Here is a 14,963-nt window from a genome sequence, read left to right as displayed (position 1 = left end):
TTCCATGAATGGAAACGAGGCTCCGGTGCCGTTGTACCGAGAGTCGGCGACTTTTGTCGTATGCGAAGGAGAATGCGATGATCCAGTTCAAGAAGATGGGCATGCTCTTTGGGATGCTCTCGCTCGTCGGGACGATGGTGTGTGCGTCCGATTCGACCGCCGGCGAGGCGACGAGTCATGACCAGGCGACCGCGCTGGCCGAGGGCACCTACCGCGTCGAGGCGAACAACCCGGATGGTGACGTTTCGGTGCAGACCGTCTTGACCTTCCAGAATTCGTGCGCGCCGGACGCGTGGGTCACGACCGATGGCGTCGCCGTATACGAAGCCGGTGCGTCGTGGTGCCTACGGCGAGATGGGTCCAAGCGCTACAACCCGTACTGGTCGGGGTACTGCACGGGCAACGTGAACAACAACAACGGCGAGATCAACTGCGGCCCGTAGTCGGTCATTTCGGTAGTCCGAGTTGGGAGCGCTTTCATTCTGCAGGGTGAAGGCGCTCCTGCATCGTGACGGTCTGGTTCGCTCGCCGGCTACGGCGCGCGGCCCGTCGCTTCGATGATGCGCTTGAAGTCGCAGTACGAGGCGACGATTTTCGGAGAGCCCCAGGTTTGCTGCGCCATCGAGCGCAGAAGTGGGACGATGCCCTCCTCGATCTGCTGTTCCGTTTCGGCGTTGGGAAAGTCGCACCATACGTGCGCTTTGGCCCCGCGCAGGCGCGGCTCGTCCGCTGCGACCGTGTGTCCGCCCTGGAAGCGCGGCGGTGCCCACGACTCGTAGGTGTACGCGTCATCCGGATGCCGAATCCCCAGCACATAATACGTCGGCGTGTAACTCGCGTTGAGGATGGTGTGCCCGGCGTCCAGATGCTGCTGGGGTGTGAGCCCCAGGTTGAACCAATATTCGATCACGATGTTCGGATTCGGCCGAATCGTATCGCTCCCGGGCGCGTGAATCCCATCGTTCCAGATCCGCGTCGTCTTCCCCGCCGCGCGCACGATACCGTTGGCCCAGTTGATGAAACCGTAATACGTGTCCCGCCCGGTGGCGTTGGGGCCATAGTGACTTCGCGCGTACGCCTGAAGCTGCGGATACAGCGCGTACATGCTCACGTATTCGTCCGCGCCCAAGTGCCAAAACGGGGCAGGGAAGAGCGGCAGGTACTCGGTGATCAGATCCTTCATCAACGCGTACGCGCCATCGAGCGACAGATCGATGAAATCGGTATCGCGAATCCCAAGCGCGTTCTTCAACTGCAACTCGGGGTGCGACTCCAGAATGCCGCCCATGTGCCCCGGCATGTCGATCTCGGGCACGATGAGCACGTGGTACTTCTGCCCTAGCTCGACCAGCTCGCGGATTTGGTCCTTCGTGTAGTGCTGGGCTGCAACCACCTCGGGGTGCGACGTGCTCTCCAGGCGAAAACCCTGTGTCTCCGACACGTGAAGATGAAAGTAATTCATCTTCAGGTATGCGAGCTCCTTGATGTGATTTCGTAGCCAATCCATGGAGAAATATTTGCGGCCCACGTCCACCATGAGCCCCCGCTCCGTATGACGTGGCCAGTCCCGCGCGACGCCTGCGCCGAGGCTGTGCGTTTGACGTAGCCATTGTAAGAGCGTGCGCGTGGCGTAAAACGCCCCGGTCGGGGCGTGCGCGCGTATCGAAATCGAAGGACCCACCTGCAACGCATACCCCTCGTCGCCGAGCAGGGGATCGCCTGGGTCGAGCTCCATCAGAATATCGCCCGGGAGCGCGGTGGCGCTCGTTCCGGGAAGGATGGCCGGCGTCACGCTGGTGAGAGCTGCGAGATCGCTTGCAAACACGGTGGCGGCTTCGGCCAAGCTCGCGGCGTCGTCAACGTGAACGATGATTCGGCTTCTCGACGTAAAGGCATATCCCTCGGACGATGCCGGAATCCATTCTTGCAAAGCGGGAATCGTGGGTGGAGGAGACGCCAGCGCCACGCCTTCCAGTGAGGAAGAAGACGTGGACGCAGTGTCGGGCACGGATGACGCACAACCGAGGAACAGCAATACCGCGACGGTTGCGATCCAACGCAACGTGTAAAGCATCGAACCTCCCTGCTGTCGTTGTTTGATAAAGTGGCTAGTTCGATGTCGTCGAACTTGTAGTGGTCGTCTTGCTTCCGTTACGAATTTCGAGACGCACGCAACGACATCGCCACGCAGGCCGATACACGGGCATGGATCGTCTCCGTCCCATCACTTTCGCGTTCTTGCTCGCAGCGCTTGGCTCAATCTCCGCGTGCACTTCGTTCGGCTCGTCCTTCGCGCCACGATCGTCGTCGGCATCATCCACATCGGCCTCCTTCCATGCACGGCACGCGCCGGAGGAACTTCGCGAGATCGTCCCGCCGAGCCATTCCGCGTACGCCAGCGAACCATTGCCCGTACTGCAGCGGCCCGACGGATTGGCCGCCGTGGTCGATCGCACCGTGGTGCGCCTGCTGCGCGAGCGCGGGGACACCTTTCATGCAGACGGGCGCATGTCGCAAGTTGCGACATGGGTTGCGACCCGCGACGAGATCCCGGCGAGCGGCTCCACGCTCGATACGATGTCACGCCGGGTTGGACACGCCGCCCCCACGCTCTGGCTCGTCTACGTGCGCGACGCCAACGTGACGGAAGCGCGCGTCGAAGACGCTCTCCGGCGTCAGCTCGAGACGGTGCCGCGCAACTTCCCCATCACGCGCTACGGCGTCGGCACCGTCCACGTTCCGGGCGGCGACATCGTGGCCATCGCCTTTGGACCCGTCGAGCTCGAACTCGATCCCGTGCCCAAGCACCTCGCGCGCGAAGAGCCCCTCCATCTGCGCGGCGCCGTGGGCGATCGCTTCACGCGCTCGACGGTCGCCATCACCCGACCCGATGGCACCGTGCGCACCTTCGAGAGCCGCACGCGCAGCTTCGCCATGGACTACGTCGTCACCGACGTCGGCCTCTACAAGGTCGAGGTGTTCGGCCAGGGCACGAGCGGCCCCGTGGTCGTGGCCAATTTTCCCGTGTACGTCGACGTGCGCGAGCCCGAGCCCCCGCCGCCCGCTTCCAGCGCTGAACAAGAGCCCGCTATGGTGCTCACGCCCGCCCTCGCGGATCTGCGCATGCTGACCCTGCTAACCGAAGCGCGAGCGGAAGCCCACCTCCCTGCCTTAATAGAAGATGAGGAGCTCTCGGCCCTGGCCCGGGCCCACTCGGAGGACATGGCCGATCACGGCTTCTTCGGGCACGTCTCCCCGACCACCGGCACCACCGAGGAGCGATTTCGCCGCGCGAACCTGCTCCTTCCGCTCTACGGAGAGAACGTGGCCCTGGGGGATTCGCCCGAAATGGCGCATCATGCCCTCATGGACAGCCCCGGGCACCGCGCGAACATGCTCGAAAGCCGCTTCACCCACGTGGGGATCGGCTCCGTCGTTCGCCCGGACGCCTTCGGCCATCGCATGCTCACGGTCACCCTAACCTTCGGCCGACGCCCCTCTCCGCCCAAGCATCGTGCCGAGAAGTAGGCTCCCACAGTTTTTTCCTTGCCAACAGCAGCGCCACGCGTAGAGTACGCGCCTCCAAGCCCCCCTGCGGGCAAGGTTCTCGCGGTCGTAACGGCCCCTTCTGTCGCTCGAACAAGAGCCTCGAAGCGGTACGACGAAGCACCTCGTTTCTCGTAGTCACGAAATCGTCGCAGTTGCAGCTAGCTCGAGCTGCCCGAGCTTCCACCCTGGAAGAGCGGGAATCGCAAGGCGGCTGCCTCGTTATGTACCGTCAGTCAGATTCGAAAGGCGTTCGAAAGGTCCACCATGGTTAGCAAAGCGATTGCCCGCTTCGCGCGGATCTCCCCGCGGAAGGCCCGAGTCGTCGTCGACCTCGTTCGGGGCAGGCAGGCCGGAGAAGCGCTGCAGCTTCTCGAGTTCACCCAGAAGGCGGGCGCGCCGGTGCTCAAGAAAGTCATCGAAAGCGCCGTTGCCAACGCGCGGACCCGCGCGCCGGGTGTGGACGTCGATGCGCTCTTCGTCGAGACCGCTTTCGTCGACAAAGCCCCCAACAAGTTCATGCGTCGCTGGCGCCCCCGCGCCATGGGTCGCGCTACACGGATTCAAAAAGGTATGAGCCACATCACCGTCATTCTCGGGGAGAGAGCTTAATATGGGTCAGAAAGTCCATCCGTACGGCTTCCGCCTCGGCGTCATCAAGACCTGGAACTCGAAGTGGTTCGAGGACAAGTCGTACGCCAAGTGGCTCCACGAGGACATCCGCATCAAGCGGGCCGTCAAAGACTACCTGATGAACGCGAACATCGCGTCCGTCGAAGTCGAGCGCGCCGCGAACAAAGCGAAGGTCATCGTCTACACCGCCCGCCCCGGCATGGTCATCGGCAAGGGTGGCAAGGGCATCGAGACCCTGAAGGTCGGCAACCTGAAGACGGCCGCCAAGGGCGAGACGCTCTTCGCGGGTGTCCAGTCCTTCACCGACAACGAAGTGTTCATCGACGTGCAGGAGATCCGCAAGGCGGAAACCAGCGCGCAGCTCGTGGCCGAGAACGTCGGCACCCAGCTCGAACGCCGCGTTGCCTTCCGCCGCGCGATGAAGAAGGCCGTTTCGACGGCGATGAAGTTCGGCGCCAAAGGCATCCGTATCCGCTGCTCCGGTCGCCTCGGCGGCAGCGAGATGAGCCGCGTGGAGACGTACCGCGAAGGTCGCGTCCCGCTTCACACCCTGCGCGCCGACATCGAGTTCGGCATCGCCGAAGCCCGCACGAAGTACGGCATCATCGGTATCAAGTGCTGGATCTTCAAGGGCGAGGTCCTTCAGCGCCGCGTCCGCCGGCCCATTTCCTAAGTGTAGAGAGCGATCACCATGCTTTCCCCCAAGCGAACCAAGTTTCGAAAGATGCAGAAGGGCAACAATCGTGGTCTTGCCCACCGCGGCTCGGACGTGAGCTTCGGCGACTTCGCGATGCAGGCCGTCGAGCCGGGACGTCTTACGTCTCGTCAAATCGAAGCCGCCCGTATGGCGATCACCCGTCACGTGAAGCGCGCCGGCAAGCTCTGGATCCGGATCTTCCCGGACCGTCCCGTCACCAAGAAGCCGCTCGAAGTTCGTATGGGTGGCGGCAAGGGCGGCGTCGAGGCTTGGGCCGCCGACGTGCTCCCCGGCCGCGTGATGTACGAGATTTCCGGCGTCGACGAGAAGACTGCCCGCGAAGCCTTCCGCCTCGCCGGCCACAAGCTCCCCGTCGGCTACAAGTTCCTCGCCCGCGGAGTGCTCTGATCATGTTGAAGGCAAAAGACTTGAACGAGCGCTCGCTCGAAGATCTGAAGGAGCTCGAGAAGAGCCTTCGCGCGGATCTGTTCCAGAATCGCCTGAAGAACTTCACCAACCGGCTCGACGACACGAGCAGCATCTCCAAAGCCCGCCGCGACCTCGCGCGCGTCCTCACTGTCCTCAAGTCCCGCGCGACGAAGGAAGGCTAACCGATGGCTACCGAGAACCCGAACAACGCCGTTCCGCCGCCGAAGCACTCGACGCTCGCCGTCGAGCGCACGGCTCACGGATTCCGCCGCAAGATGACCGGCTTCGTGATCCGCGACAAGATGGACAAGACCGTCGTCGTGGAAGTGGTCATCTCTCGCCGCGACCCGCTGTACGGCAAGTACATCCGCCAGCGCGCTCGCTACAAGGCTCATGACGAGAAGAACGAATTCCGCAACGGAGACCTCGTCGAAATTCAGGAGCACAGCCCGATCTCGCGCGATAAGCGCTTCATCGTCGTGCGCCTCGTCAAGAAGTTCGTCGAAGAGTAGGCCGGGAAGAGGAAATCGCCATGATTCAGACGCGAACCATACTGGAGGTCGCCGATAACTCCGGCGCCAAGCGTGTCCAGTGCATCAAGGTGCTCGGCGGGTCCCGCCGTCGCTACGCCAGCGTTGGAGACATTATCGTCGTCTCCATCAAAGAAGCTCTCCCGGGTACGAAGGTGAAGAAGGGTGACACGGCCAAGGCCGTCGTTGTCCGCACCAAGCGCGAGCAGTCGCGCCCCGACGGCAGCTACATCAAGTTCGACGAGAACAGCGCCGTTCTCATCAATGCCCAGTTCGAGCCGATCGGCACCCGCATCTTTGGACCGGTTGCCCGCGAGCTCCGTGGCAAAAAGTTCATGAAGATCATCTCGCTCGCTCCGGAGGTTTTGTAATGGCGGCGCGGCTGCACACCGGCGACACGGTCGTTGTCATCACCGGTAAGGACAAGGGCAAGAAGGGCAAGATTGCCCGCATTCTCCGCGAAGACAACCGAGTCGTCGTGGAAGGCGTGAATCTCGTTCACCGCCACACGCGCCCCACGCCCCGCAATCCCAACGGCGGGATCATCGAGCGCGAGCAACCGATTCACGCGTCGAACGTGATGCTGGTCGACCCCAGCACCGGCAAACCGACGCGGGTGCATTTCAAGACGGACGACAAGGGGAACAAGATCCGCGTCGCCAAGAGCGGTGAGGAAATCGTCGCTCCGAAGCGGGAGAAGAAGTGATGGCCAGCAAGAAAGACAAGAAAGAGCAGAAGGGCAAGCCTTCCGCCGCTGCTGCAGAGGCGAACGCCGACCGCGTTGTCTCGACGACGGAAGCCGTCGCGCCGCGCTTCGCTGCCAAGTACACGAAGGACATCATTCCTGCGTTGACGAAGCAGTTCAACTACAAGAACCCGATGCAGGTTCCCCGCCTGGAGAAGGTCGTCATCAACATGGGCCTCGGCGCCGCGGTGACGAACCCGAAGATCGTGGACGCGGCCGTCGAAGAGCTCCGCGCGATCACCGGGCAGAAGCCGGTCGTGACCCGCGCTCGCAAGGCCATCGCGAGCTTCAAGCTGCGCGCAGGCATCCCCATCGGTGCGATGGTGACCCTCCGCCGCGGCCACATGTGGGAGTTCATCGATCGCCTCATCACGATCGGCCTCCCGCGTACCCGTGACTTCCGCGGCGTCTCGCGCAAGGCGTTCGACGGCAAGGGGAACTACACGCTCGGTCTCAAAGAGCAGATCATCTTCCCCGAAATCAACTACGACCGGATCGACGTCATCAAGGGGCTCAACATCTCCTTCGTGACGACGGCCAAGACCGACGAAGAGGGGCGCGCCCTTCTCCAACACCTGGGCATGCCTTTCCGGGCAGCATAGTCGAGGACTGACCAATGGCTCGTGCGTCTCAATTCGCGAAGCTCAATCGCGCCCCCAAGTTCTCGGTACGCCACCGCAGTCGTTGCAAGGTGTGTGGCCGTGCGCGCGGTTACTACCGCAAGTTCGAACTTTGCCGTGTATGTCTCCGCCTGTTTGCACTGCGCGGTGAAATCCCCGGTGTGATCAAGGCCAGCTGGTGATCTCATGATGACCGATCCGATCGCCGATATGCTTACCCGCATCCGCAATGGCGCCCTCGCGCGGCACGACCGCGTGGAGATGCCGTACTCGCGCCTCAAGGAGCACTTGGGGCACGTGCTCAAGTCCGAAGGTTTCCTCGACGACGTTCGCGTCAGCGAGAGCGACGACCTCACGGCTCCGCGCACCCTGACCCTCATCTTGCGTTACGGGCGTGACCGTCAGAGCGCGATCGACGGTCTCCGTCGCGTCTCGACTCCGGGTCGCCGCGTCTACGTTCGCTTCGACCGCATCCCGCGCGTTCGCTCGGGCCTCGGTGTGTCCATTCTCAGCACGAGCCGCGGTGTTATGACCGACCGCGATGCGCGCAAGCAGCGCGTAGGCGGCGAGCTTCTTTGCGAGGTTTGGTGATGACTCAGCAAGCAACTGCGCCCACGGGAACCGTGGAAGGGCTGCGACAGTCCCGCATCGGCAAGCGTCCGGTGGAGCTCCCCAAGGGCGTCACCGTGGGGCTCAAGGACGGCATCGTCGAAGTCAAAGGCCCCAAGGGCTCGTTGTCTCGTCGTCTGCCGGACAATGTCTCGTTCAAGGTGGAAGGCACCACGCTCACCGTGTTGCCGACCATTCCGGGTCGTGACGGCGCCCGCTTCCAGGGCCTCGCCCGCGCGCTCATCAACTCGATGGTCGTGGGTTCGAGCACTGGTTACACCAAGACGCTGCAACTCGTCGGCACCGGCTACCGCGCCGAGCTCAAGGGCCAGGTTCTCAACCTGTCCCTCGGCTTCTCGCACCCGGTCAACTTCCCGATTCCCGCCGGCATCAAGGTGGAAATCCCGGGCGACTCGAAGGGCACCATCGTGATTCTCACGGGCGCCGACAAAGAAAAAATGGGCGAGACCGCCGCGAAGATTCGTGGCTTTCGCCCGCCGGAGCCTTACGGTGGCAAAGGCGTTCGTTACCAGGGCGAGAAGGTTCGCGAGAAGGCCGGTAAGGCCGGCGCCAAGGGCGGAAAGTAGGAACTGATCATGGCCATGCAGATTGTTGGGCGGGAGCGACGCAAGCTCCGTATCCGCCGAAAGATCAGCGGCACCGCCGAGCGTCCGCGTCTCACCGTGTTCCGCAGCGCGAAACACATCTACGCGCAGGCCGTCGACGATGCTTCGGGCAGCACGCTTGCCCACGTGTCGACGCTCGCGAAGAGCCTCAAAGGCGCCGACGGCACCAAGACGGACGATGCAAAGCGCGTCGGCCAGGCGGTCGCCAAAGCTCTCCTCGCCAAGGGTGTCTCCAAGGTCGTGTTCGACCGCAACGGGTACCTTTACCACGGGCGTGTTCGCGCTCTCGCTGACGGGGCCCGCGAAGGCGGCCTCGAGTTCTAAGACTCCCCAGGGAATACGAACATGGCTTTCGATCAAATCGACGAAGACAAGCTCAAAGAGCGCATCATCCACATCAACCGCGTGGCGAAGGTCGTCAAGGGCGGCCGTCGGTTCTCCTTCGCGGCGCTCGTCGTCGTCGGGGACGAATCGGGTCACGTGGGTGTCGGCCTGGGCAAGGCGAACGAAGTTCCCGAGGCGATCCGCAAGGGGAACGACCAGGCCCGCAAGAACATTTTCAAGGTGCCCCTCACGGGCGTGACCATCCCGCACGAGGTGCTCGGTCACTTCGGCGCCGGCCGCGTCTTCCTCCGTCCCGCCACGGCGGGAACCGGCGTTATCGCCGGTGGCGCAGTGCGCGCCGTGGTGGAGAGCGCGGGCATCCACGACATCCTCACCAAGTGCATCGGCAGCGCGAACCCGCACAACGTGGTGCGCGCCACCGTGAAGGCGCTCAAGTCCCTCAAGAGCGCCGAGATGGTCGCGCGTAAGCGCGGCAAAGAAGTGAACGACATCTACCAGGCCGACCGTAAGTCGACGGCAAACGTCGCCGCGGCAGTGGCCGGCGAGGCGTGACATGGCAGCACTCAAAGCCAATCTGAAGGTCGTGCAGACCCGCAGCGTCATCGGTCAGGAAGAGACGATGCGCCTGACGATCAAGGGTCTCGGCCTTCGTGGACCGGGGTCCAGCGTGACGGTGAAGAACACGCCGTCGTTCCGCGGTGCGATCAAGAAGGTGATTCACCTCGTGACGGTGGAGGAAGTCGATGGCTGACACTCTTTCGAAGCTCATGAAGCCCGTCGGCGCGAGCCGCCCGAAGACCCGCAAGGGTCGCGGCGTCGGTTCCGGCCTGGGCAAGACCGCTGGCCGCGGTCAAAAGGGCCAGTACGCCCGCAACGGCATCAAGCACGGCTTCGAGGGCGGCCAGACGCCTCTCATGCGCCGTCTACCGAAGCGCGGCTTCAACCCGCCGTTCCCGATAAAGACCGCTGAAATCAATGTCAGCGATTTGGAAGTCTTTGCGGCTGGCGCCAAGGTCGACGAGACCGCGCTGCGCGACCGTGGCCTCATCAAGGGCCCCGTCGATCGCATCAAGATCCTCGGCGATGGCGAGATCACCAAGTCGGTCATCGTGACGGCGCACCGCTTCTCCAAGAGCGCCGCGGCGAAGATCGAACAGGCAGGGGGCAAGGCGATCGTTCTCGGCGCCGAAACTCCGGTGTCCGCCTAACAAGGCAAAGACCCGAACATGGCTCTCTTTTCCGGTTTCGCGAACATCGGCAAGGTCCCGGAGCTGCGCAAGCGGCTCCTCTTCACCTTGGTCATGCTCGCGGTATACCGGATCGGTGTCTTCGTCACGATTCCGGGTGTCGACCGGAACGTGATGCAGGCCGTCGTCAGCAAGCAAGGCGGCGGTCTGCTCGGCCTGTTCAACATGTTCAGCGGTGGCGCGCTGGGTAATCTGTCGATCTTCGCGCTCGGCATCATGCCGTACGTCAGCGCGAGCATCGTGCTGCAGCTTCTCACCATGGTCTTCAAGCCGCTCGACGAGCTGCGAAAAGAGGGTGAGCAAGGGCAGCGCAAGATCAACCAGTACACGCGCTACGGGACGATTCTCCTGTCGGTCGTCCAGGCTTTCGGCATTGCGATGAGCCTCGAGGCTCTGAACAACCAGGACCTCTCCGACAGCGCGCGGGTGGGTGACGTGGTCGTTCACGCGGGCTGGGGCTTCCGCATCATGAGCATCATCACGCTCACGACGGGTACGGCCTTCATGATGTGGGTCGGGGAGCAGATCACCGAGCGCGGCATCGGCAACGGCATCTCGCTCATCATCTTCGCCGGCATCGTCGACGGCATCCCGACGGGCCTGTTCCAGTACTTCGCGACGAACAAGGGTAACATCCAGCCGCTGAACCTCGCGGCCGTTACCGCGGTCATCCTCGCCACGGTGGCCACCATCGTGTTCTTCGAGCGCGGCCAGCGTCGCATCCCAATCTTCTATGCACGACGAACCGTAGGCCGGCGCGTCTACGGCGGCCAGACGGCGCACCTGCCCCTCCGCGTGAACACGGCGGGAACCATTCCGCCGATCTTCGCCTCGTCGCTGCTCATGTTCCCGGCCACGCTCGCGAACTTCAAGGTTCCCGGCATGGCGCAGCTCCAGGGCGCGCTCTCCCGCGGCGACTGGGTGTTCAACGTCTTCTACGTCGGGCTGATCATCTTCTTCTGTTACTTCTACACGGCGGTCACATTCCAGCCGGTGGATGTGGCGGACAACCTGAAGAAGCAGCAGGCGTTCATCCCCAGCATTCGCCAGGGGAAGCAAACCGCCGACTACATCGACCACGTCATGTCGCGTCTCACCTTCGGTGGTTCGCTCTACGTCGCGGCGGTGTGCATCGTTCCGACGATCATCAGCGAGGCGTTCCACGTCCCGTTCCGATGGGGCGGCACCTCGATCATGATCGTGGTCGGCGTCGCGCTCGATACGGTCAACCAGATCGAAGCTCATCTCATCACGCGCAATTACGAAGGGCTCTCCGGCTCCGGCGGGAAAGCCACGCGCATTCGCGGCAGGAGGGACGTGTAGTCATGGCCAACACGCGACTCGTTTTGGTGGGCCCGCCGGGGGCGGGGAAGGGCACGCAAGCCAAGGTGATCTGCGCCCGTCTGGGCATTCCGCAGATCTCCACGGGCGACATGCTCCGCGCAGCCAAAAAAGCGGGGAAGCTGCCCGAAGAGTTGGTCAAGCAGATGGCGGCCGGCGGGCTGGTGCCCGACAGCGTCGTCCTCGGCTTGGTCGATCAGCGCGTGACCGAGGCTGACTGCAAGCCGGGCTTTTTGCTCGACGGCTTTCCGCGCACGACGCCGCAGGCTACCGGCCTCGACGACGTGCTCGCTAAAAACGGCGTGAAGCTGGACGTGGTGCTCGCGATCGATGTCGCGAAGGACCTTCTGGTCGAGCGTGCCGTGTTGCGCCGCACCGACAAACGCACTGGACAGATTTACCATTTGAAGTACAACCCCCCGCCGGCCTCCGTGGCGGAGGCGGATCTCGAGCATCGCCCGGACGATCATGAAGACGTCGTCGCCAAGCGCATCGACGTCTACGAAGCGATGACCGCCGAACTTCTCCCCTTCTACGAGAAGCGCGGCAAGTTGAAGCGGATCAGCGGGGTGGGGACGGTCGATGAAGTGACCCAACGAGTTTTGGCAGCGCTAGAAATCACCAGCCAAGAAGGACAAGCCGAGCGAGCATGAGTGAAAGACGCGAGCGCAAGGAGCCCAAGGGCGACAAGCTCGAGTTCGACGGCGTGGTGCAAGAGGCGCTGCCGAACGCGATGTTTCGTGTGAAATGTGATAACGGGCTCGTCGTACTTGCGACCATCAGCGGGCGCATGCGCCAGTTTTACATTCGCATCCTCCCCGGCGACCGAGTCACCGTCGAAGTTAGTCCTTACGACCCGAGCCGTGGGCGAATCACCTACCGGCACAAGTAGTTTTCGAGTATAAGCGCCCCCCCTTCCCGGTTTTCCGCATGGAGGCGGGGGGTCTCAAAAGACATAAAGGTTTTCGTCATGAAGGTTCGTCCGAGCGTCAAGAAAATTTGCGATAAGTGCAAGGTCGTGCGCCGCAAAGGCGTGGTCCGAATCATCTGCGAAAACCCGCGCCACAAGCAGCGTCAAGGTTAAGGAATACCCATGGCTCGTATTGCCGGAGTCGACCTCCCCCGTCACAAGCAAATTGCCTACGCCCTTCCGTACCTCTACGGGGTAGGTCATGCTCTCGCGCGCGTCATCTGCGAGCGGGCGAACATTCCCCCGACCAAGAAGACCGAGGAGCTGACGGAGGCCGAAATCAAGCGCATCCGCGAGTTCCTCGAGACCGACTACAAGGTCGAAGGTGACCTGCGCCGTGAGGTGCAGACCAATATCAAACGGCTGATGGACATCGGCTGCTACCGCGGTTTGCGTCATCGCAAGGGCCTGCCGGTCCATGGTCAGCGCACGCACACCAACGCCCGCACCCGCAAGGGGCCGCGCAAGGGCATTCTGTCGCGCGCGCGCAAACCGAGCTGATTTCCTTTCATCTATTCACCACCGAGTAAGAAGACATGGCCACTGCGAAGACGCAAACCACCGGCACGGGCCCGAAAGCCAAGGGCACGAAGCGCAAGGTGAAGAAGAACGTCGCGACGGGGATCGCGCACATCCAGTCGACGTTCAACAACACCGTCGTCACCATCACCGACGTGAATGGCAACGCGATTGCCTGGTCGAGCGCCGGTTCGCGCGGTTTCAAAGGCTCGCGCAAGTCGACGCCGTTCTCGGCGCAGCTCGCCGCCGAAGAAGCAGCCCGCCGCGCGATGGATCACGGCATGCGCTCCATCGCCGTCTTCGTGAAGGGCCCCGGCGCCGGCCGCGAGAGCGCACTCCGCGCCCTGCAGACGGCTGGCTTCAAGGTCACCTTGATCCGTGACGTCACGCCGGTTCCGCACAACGGTTGCCGTCCGCCGAAGCGCCGCCGCGTCTAATTCTCACCGGCCAGGTTCCACTGGCCACGGTGGTTCGCCAGAAAGGCGTCGATGCTTGCATCGGCGCCTTTCGTCGTTCATGCCCGCGGAGTACCTCCAAGTTGCGGCGAGAAGAACGGCTGGAGAAGTTCACAGGAAGACGCGAAGACGGGAAGGGAACCTGCGCGCGCGACGCGGAACGCTTTTTTTAGGGTTCCAGTTGGCCCATTCGGCGGATTGGAAACCTCAAAAACTTCCCGTCTTCCCGTCTTCCTGTGAACTCTCTCCTCCGGAAAGCGCTCCTCAGGGCTCGCAGGCGCACGCGTTCGTTGCGGCGCCTTGCAGGATCCAGCTCGAGATGCGCTGCACCTCGCCGACGGTGAGGTTCTCGCGGCGGTCGCCGCTCCCGGGATCCGGAGGGTAGGGCATCACGTTGCCGGGGATGAAGTCGGCGAGGCGCGCGCGTTCGGCCTCCGAGAGAACCGCGTACGACACGGGCGGCTGAAACCCGCCTTGCGGTGGGGTGCCCTCGGAGCCGTCGCACTTGCGCCGCACACTCGGCGGTGTGCCTGGAGGCGGGGGTGGCGCGATCAGCAGCTTGTAAAGGAGCCAGCTGTTCGCGGGCGACCCCGGATCCACGAGCGGCATGTCCACGCCGAACATGCGGCCCGGTGACTGGGCCTGCGTGCGCGGTCCGGTGTTGGAACCGATCGCGACACGGCGGGTGCCGATGCCGATGGCCGTCGACACGACCCCGGTGGCATTCTCCAGCACGAGGCCCGCGGCCGGATGCGACTGCCCGTCGGGAAAGCGCGAGCTCGGTGTCGTAGGCCCGGGCTCGCCATGGCACTGCGATGCCGAGCAATGCTGCTGAAAGATGGGCAGCACGTCGTTGCAGAAGTCCATGTGTGGTGCGCCGCTCGTCCCGCCCGCAACCGTGTCGGTGAAAAAGCCGATGACGCGCTCGGAGCCCGGATCGAGCGTCGCGCGGTCGATGGCCCGCAGCCCATTGTTGTCCTCGTCCCCGTTCGGGACGGTGAGCACGATCTTGTACGGCTGACCGGGCTTCAACCACTCGCCCGGGCGCGGACTGCCCAGGGTCACCACCCGCGTCACGGGGTCGTACTGCACCGTGGGGGAAAGGGCGACATTGAACCCGTCGAAAATGTAAATCGACTGCCGGACGATGGTCGACGGCAGCAGCAGGCGATCGAACGCCAGCAGCACTGCCCCGTCGGGCGGCAACCTTTTGCCGGGTCCGACGTTGGCAGCGACGAGGTGTAAGTAAGGTGCAGGGGAGGACGCGTCGTGCTGGACGCCTTGGTCACATCCCGATGTGGCAGCCAAGAAGGCGCCGGCGATCGCAACGAAGAAGGCGCCGGCGCTCCAAGTCCAAGAAGATACGGAGGCTTTCAGCTCTCCGAATAGAGGGACAGTTGCTCGCGGACGGTCTCTTCTTTGATTCCGTTGCGAATGTGTTCCTTCAGGCAGTCGGCCAGGGTGATCAACAAGTCGTCGACGCCCTTGTCCTCGATGAGCTTGGCCAAGAGCTGCTTCGCTTCCCGGCTTTCGTCGCCTCGGAGGAACTGGCGTACCTGGTCCAAGGTGATTTCCCCCTGGAAATCGAGGTAGAGATTCTCGAGTAGGTACCGCACAAGCTCTTTCACGTGGCTCCTCCTTCGACCTAGCC

26 protein-coding genes are annotated in these 14,963 nt (G+C 63.2%); 23 read left to right on the top strand and 3 right to left on the bottom strand.

Annotated elements, in window-relative coordinates; genetic code table 11:
• The first annotated feature begins 77 nt into the window (after positions 1-77).
• A complete protein-coding gene (locus LVJ94_38420; GenBank protein WXB02775.1) occupies positions 78-443 on the top strand; it encodes a hypothetical protein in 366 nt (121 codons plus the stop codon).
• An 89-nt stretch (positions 444-532) separates the two neighbouring features.
• Here LVJ94_38420 and LVJ94_38415 read toward each other — a convergent pair whose 3' ends face one another.
• Positions 533-2,074 carry a family 20 glycosylhydrolase gene (locus tag LVJ94_38415; protein ID WXB02774.1) on the bottom strand — a complete coding sequence of 514 codons (1,542 nt, stop codon included), beginning with the start codon at positions 2,072-2,074 and terminating at the stop codon, positions 533-535.
• 332 nt (positions 2,075-2,406) lie between these two features.
• On the opposite strand from LVJ94_38415, the gene LVJ94_38410 reads away from it, so the two are divergent.
• The 22 genes from LVJ94_38410 to rpsK all read left to right on the top strand — a co-directional run bounded on the left by LVJ94_38410 (position 2,407) and on the right by rpsK (position 13,294).
• Complete coding sequence (locus tag LVJ94_38410) at positions 2,407-3,528, top strand: CAP domain-containing protein (GenBank protein ID WXB02773.1); 1,122 nt, start codon at positions 2,407-2,409, stop codon at positions 3,526-3,528.
• Positions 3,529-3,813: 285 nt separating this feature from the next.
• Entirely contained in the window at positions 3,814-4,158 is a 345-nt protein-coding gene (gene rplV / locus LVJ94_38405; protein WXB02772.1) for a 50S ribosomal protein L22, read from the top strand.
• 1 nt (position 4,159) lies between these two features.
• Positions 4,160-4,852, top strand: coding sequence for a 30S ribosomal protein S3 (rpsC, locus tag LVJ94_38400; protein WXB02771.1), 693 nt, complete (start codon positions 4,160-4,162; stop codon positions 4,850-4,852).
• Between the two features lie 18 nt (positions 4,853-4,870).
• Positions 4,871-5,284, top strand: a complete 414-nt coding sequence (rplP, locus tag LVJ94_38395; protein WXB02770.1) for a 50S ribosomal protein L16 — start codon at positions 4,871-4,873, stop codon at positions 5,282-5,284.
• 5 nt (positions 5,285-5,289) lie between these two features.
• Complete coding sequence (gene rpmC, locus LVJ94_38390) at positions 5,290-5,487, top strand: 50S ribosomal protein L29 (protein WXB10784.1); 198 nt, start codon at positions 5,290-5,292, stop codon at positions 5,485-5,487.
• Between the two features lie 3 nt (positions 5,488-5,490).
• Complete coding sequence (gene rpsQ, locus LVJ94_38385) at positions 5,491-5,817, top strand: 30S ribosomal protein S17 (GenBank protein ID WXB02769.1); 327 nt, start codon at positions 5,491-5,493, stop codon at positions 5,815-5,817.
• Between the two features lie 20 nt (positions 5,818-5,837).
• A complete protein-coding gene (gene rplN, locus LVJ94_38380) occupies positions 5,838-6,206 on the top strand; it encodes a 50S ribosomal protein L14 (protein ID WXB02768.1) in 369 nt (122 codons plus the stop codon).
• Positions 6,206-6,541, top strand: a complete 336-nt coding sequence (gene rplX / locus LVJ94_38375) for a 50S ribosomal protein L24 (protein ID WXB02767.1) — start codon at positions 6,206-6,208, stop codon at positions 6,539-6,541. The genes rplN and rplX overlap by 1 nt, the downstream gene beginning before the upstream one ends.
• Positions 6,541-7,182, top strand: coding sequence for a 50S ribosomal protein L5 (gene rplE, locus LVJ94_38370; protein WXB02766.1), 642 nt, complete (start codon positions 6,541-6,543; stop codon positions 7,180-7,182). The genes rplX and rplE overlap by 1 nt, the downstream gene beginning before the upstream one ends.
• A gap of 14 nt (positions 7,183-7,196) precedes the next feature.
• Complete coding sequence (locus LVJ94_38365; protein ID WXB02765.1) at positions 7,197-7,382, top strand: type Z 30S ribosomal protein S14; 186 nt, start codon at positions 7,197-7,199, stop codon at positions 7,380-7,382.
• Between the two features lie 4 nt (positions 7,383-7,386).
• On the top strand, positions 7,387-7,791 hold the full coding sequence (gene rpsH, locus LVJ94_38360; GenBank protein ID WXB02764.1) for a 30S ribosomal protein S8: 405 nt from the start codon (positions 7,387-7,389) through the stop codon (positions 7,789-7,791).
• Positions 7,791-8,396, top strand: coding sequence for a 50S ribosomal protein L6 (gene rplF, locus LVJ94_38355; protein ID WXB02763.1), 606 nt, complete (start codon positions 7,791-7,793; stop codon positions 8,394-8,396). Before rpsH ends, rplF begins: the two co-directional genes overlap by 1 nt.
• A 9-nt stretch (positions 8,397-8,405) precedes the next feature.
• A complete protein-coding gene (rplR, locus tag LVJ94_38350; protein ID WXB02762.1) occupies positions 8,406-8,759 on the top strand; it encodes a 50S ribosomal protein L18 in 354 nt (117 codons plus the stop codon).
• Between the two features lie 21 nt (positions 8,760-8,780).
• Positions 8,781-9,332, top strand: a complete 552-nt coding sequence (rpsE, locus tag LVJ94_38345; GenBank protein ID WXB02761.1) for a 30S ribosomal protein S5 — start codon at positions 8,781-8,783, stop codon at positions 9,330-9,332.
• Position 9,333: 1 nt separating this feature from the next.
• Entirely contained in the window at positions 9,334-9,531 is a 198-nt protein-coding gene (gene rpmD, locus LVJ94_38340) for a 50S ribosomal protein L30 (GenBank protein ID WXB02760.1), read from the top strand.
• Positions 9,524-9,988 (top strand): 50S ribosomal protein L15, encoded by a 465-nt coding sequence (gene rplO / locus LVJ94_38335; GenBank protein WXB02759.1) that lies wholly within the window; start codon positions 9,524-9,526, stop codon positions 9,986-9,988. Before rpmD ends, rplO begins: the two co-directional genes overlap by 8 nt.
• Positions 9,989-10,006: 18 nt before the next feature.
• Entirely contained in the window at positions 10,007-11,350 is a 1,344-nt protein-coding gene (gene secY / locus LVJ94_38330; protein WXB02758.1) for a preprotein translocase subunit SecY, read from the top strand.
• A gap of 2 nt (positions 11,351-11,352) precedes the next feature.
• Positions 11,353-12,021 (top strand): adenylate kinase, encoded by a 669-nt coding sequence (locus LVJ94_38325; protein WXB02757.1) that lies wholly within the window; start codon positions 11,353-11,355, stop codon positions 12,019-12,021.
• A complete protein-coding gene (infA, locus tag LVJ94_38320; GenBank protein ID WXB02756.1) occupies positions 12,018-12,260 on the top strand; it encodes a translation initiation factor IF-1 in 243 nt (80 codons plus the stop codon). Before LVJ94_38325 ends, infA begins: the two co-directional genes overlap by 4 nt.
• Positions 12,261-12,338: 78 nt before the next feature.
• On the top strand, positions 12,339-12,452 hold the full coding sequence (rpmJ, locus tag LVJ94_38315) for a 50S ribosomal protein L36 (protein ID WXB02755.1): 114 nt from the start codon (positions 12,339-12,341) through the stop codon (positions 12,450-12,452).
• A gap of 9 nt (positions 12,453-12,461) precedes the next feature.
• Entirely contained in the window at positions 12,462-12,839 is a 378-nt protein-coding gene (gene rpsM, locus LVJ94_38310) for a 30S ribosomal protein S13 (protein WXB02754.1), read from the top strand.
• 35 nt (positions 12,840-12,874) lie between these two features.
• On the top strand, positions 12,875-13,294 hold the full coding sequence (rpsK, locus tag LVJ94_38305; GenBank protein ID WXB02753.1) for a 30S ribosomal protein S11: 420 nt from the start codon (positions 12,875-12,877) through the stop codon (positions 13,292-13,294).
• A 282-nt stretch (positions 13,295-13,576) separates the two neighbouring features.
• Here rpsK and LVJ94_38300 read toward each other — a convergent pair whose 3' ends face one another.
• Positions 13,577-14,500: a hypothetical protein gene (locus LVJ94_38300; protein ID WXB02752.1), complete on the bottom strand. Its 924-nt coding sequence runs from the start codon at positions 14,498-14,500 to the stop codon at positions 13,577-13,579.
• A 185-nt stretch (positions 14,501-14,685) separates the two neighbouring features.
• Positions 14,686-14,940 (bottom strand): hypothetical protein, encoded by a 255-nt coding sequence (locus tag LVJ94_38295; protein WXB02751.1) that lies wholly within the window; start codon positions 14,938-14,940, stop codon positions 14,686-14,688.
• Positions 14,941-14,963 lie beyond the last annotated feature (23 nt).

Source organism: Sorangiineae bacterium MSr11367 (assembly GCA_037157805.1).
Classification (GTDB): Bacteria; Myxococcota_A; Polyangia; order Polyangiales; family Polyangiaceae; genus Pendulispora; species Pendulispora rubella.
Note: the sequence above shows the minus strand (reverse complement) of the source record. Positions and strands in the feature narration are given on the sequence as shown.

Coding starts and splice junctions, on each gene's coding strand:
- rplE (WXB02766.1), top strand. CDS start 6,541: ATGGCCAGCAAGAAAGACAAGAAAGAGCAGAAGGGCAAGCCTTCCGCC.
- rpmJ (WXB02755.1), top strand. CDS start 12,339: ATGAAGGTTCGTCCGAGCGTCAAGAAAATTTGCGATAAGTGCAAGGTC.
- rpsQ (WXB02769.1), top strand. CDS start 5,491: ATGGCTACCGAGAACCCGAACAACGCCGTTCCGCCGCCGAAGCACTCG.
- LVJ94_38365 (WXB02765.1), top strand. CDS start 7,197: ATGGCTCGTGCGTCTCAATTCGCGAAGCTCAATCGCGCCCCCAAGTTC.
- LVJ94_38325 (WXB02757.1), top strand. CDS start 11,353: ATGGCCAACACGCGACTCGTTTTGGTGGGCCCGCCGGGGGCGGGGAAG.
- rpsC (WXB02771.1), top strand. CDS start 4,160: ATGGGTCAGAAAGTCCATCCGTACGGCTTCCGCCTCGGCGTCATCAAG.
- rplX (WXB02767.1), top strand. CDS start 6,206: ATGGCGGCGCGGCTGCACACCGGCGACACGGTCGTTGTCATCACCGGT.
- rplO (WXB02759.1), top strand. CDS start 9,524: ATGGCTGACACTCTTTCGAAGCTCATGAAGCCCGTCGGCGCGAGCCGC.
- rpsH (WXB02764.1), top strand. CDS start 7,387: ATGATGACCGATCCGATCGCCGATATGCTTACCCGCATCCGCAATGGC.
- rpsM (WXB02754.1), top strand. CDS start 12,462: ATGGCTCGTATTGCCGGAGTCGACCTCCCCCGTCACAAGCAAATTGCC.
- secY (WXB02758.1), top strand. CDS start 10,007: ATGGCTCTCTTTTCCGGTTTCGCGAACATCGGCAAGGTCCCGGAGCTG.
- infA (WXB02756.1), top strand. CDS start 12,018: ATGAGTGAAAGACGCGAGCGCAAGGAGCCCAAGGGCGACAAGCTCGAG.
- rplR (WXB02762.1), top strand. CDS start 8,406: ATGGCCATGCAGATTGTTGGGCGGGAGCGACGCAAGCTCCGTATCCGC.
- rplN (WXB02768.1), top strand. CDS start 5,838: ATGATTCAGACGCGAACCATACTGGAGGTCGCCGATAACTCCGGCGCC.
- rpsE (WXB02761.1), top strand. CDS start 8,781: ATGGCTTTCGATCAAATCGACGAAGACAAGCTCAAAGAGCGCATCATC.
- LVJ94_38415 (WXB02774.1), bottom strand. CDS start 2,074: ATGCTTTACACGTTGCGTTGGATCGCAACCGTCGCGGTATTGCTGTTC.
- rpmD (WXB02760.1), top strand. CDS start 9,334: ATGGCAGCACTCAAAGCCAATCTGAAGGTCGTGCAGACCCGCAGCGTC.
- rplF (WXB02763.1), top strand. CDS start 7,791: ATGACTCAGCAAGCAACTGCGCCCACGGGAACCGTGGAAGGGCTGCGA.
- rplP (WXB02770.1), top strand. CDS start 4,871: ATGCTTTCCCCCAAGCGAACCAAGTTTCGAAAGATGCAGAAGGGCAAC.
- rpsK (WXB02753.1), top strand. CDS start 12,875: ATGGCCACTGCGAAGACGCAAACCACCGGCACGGGCCCGAAAGCCAAG.
- rplV (WXB02772.1), top strand. CDS start 3,814: ATGGTTAGCAAAGCGATTGCCCGCTTCGCGCGGATCTCCCCGCGGAAG.
- LVJ94_38420 (WXB02775.1), top strand. CDS start 78: ATGATCCAGTTCAAGAAGATGGGCATGCTCTTTGGGATGCTCTCGCTC.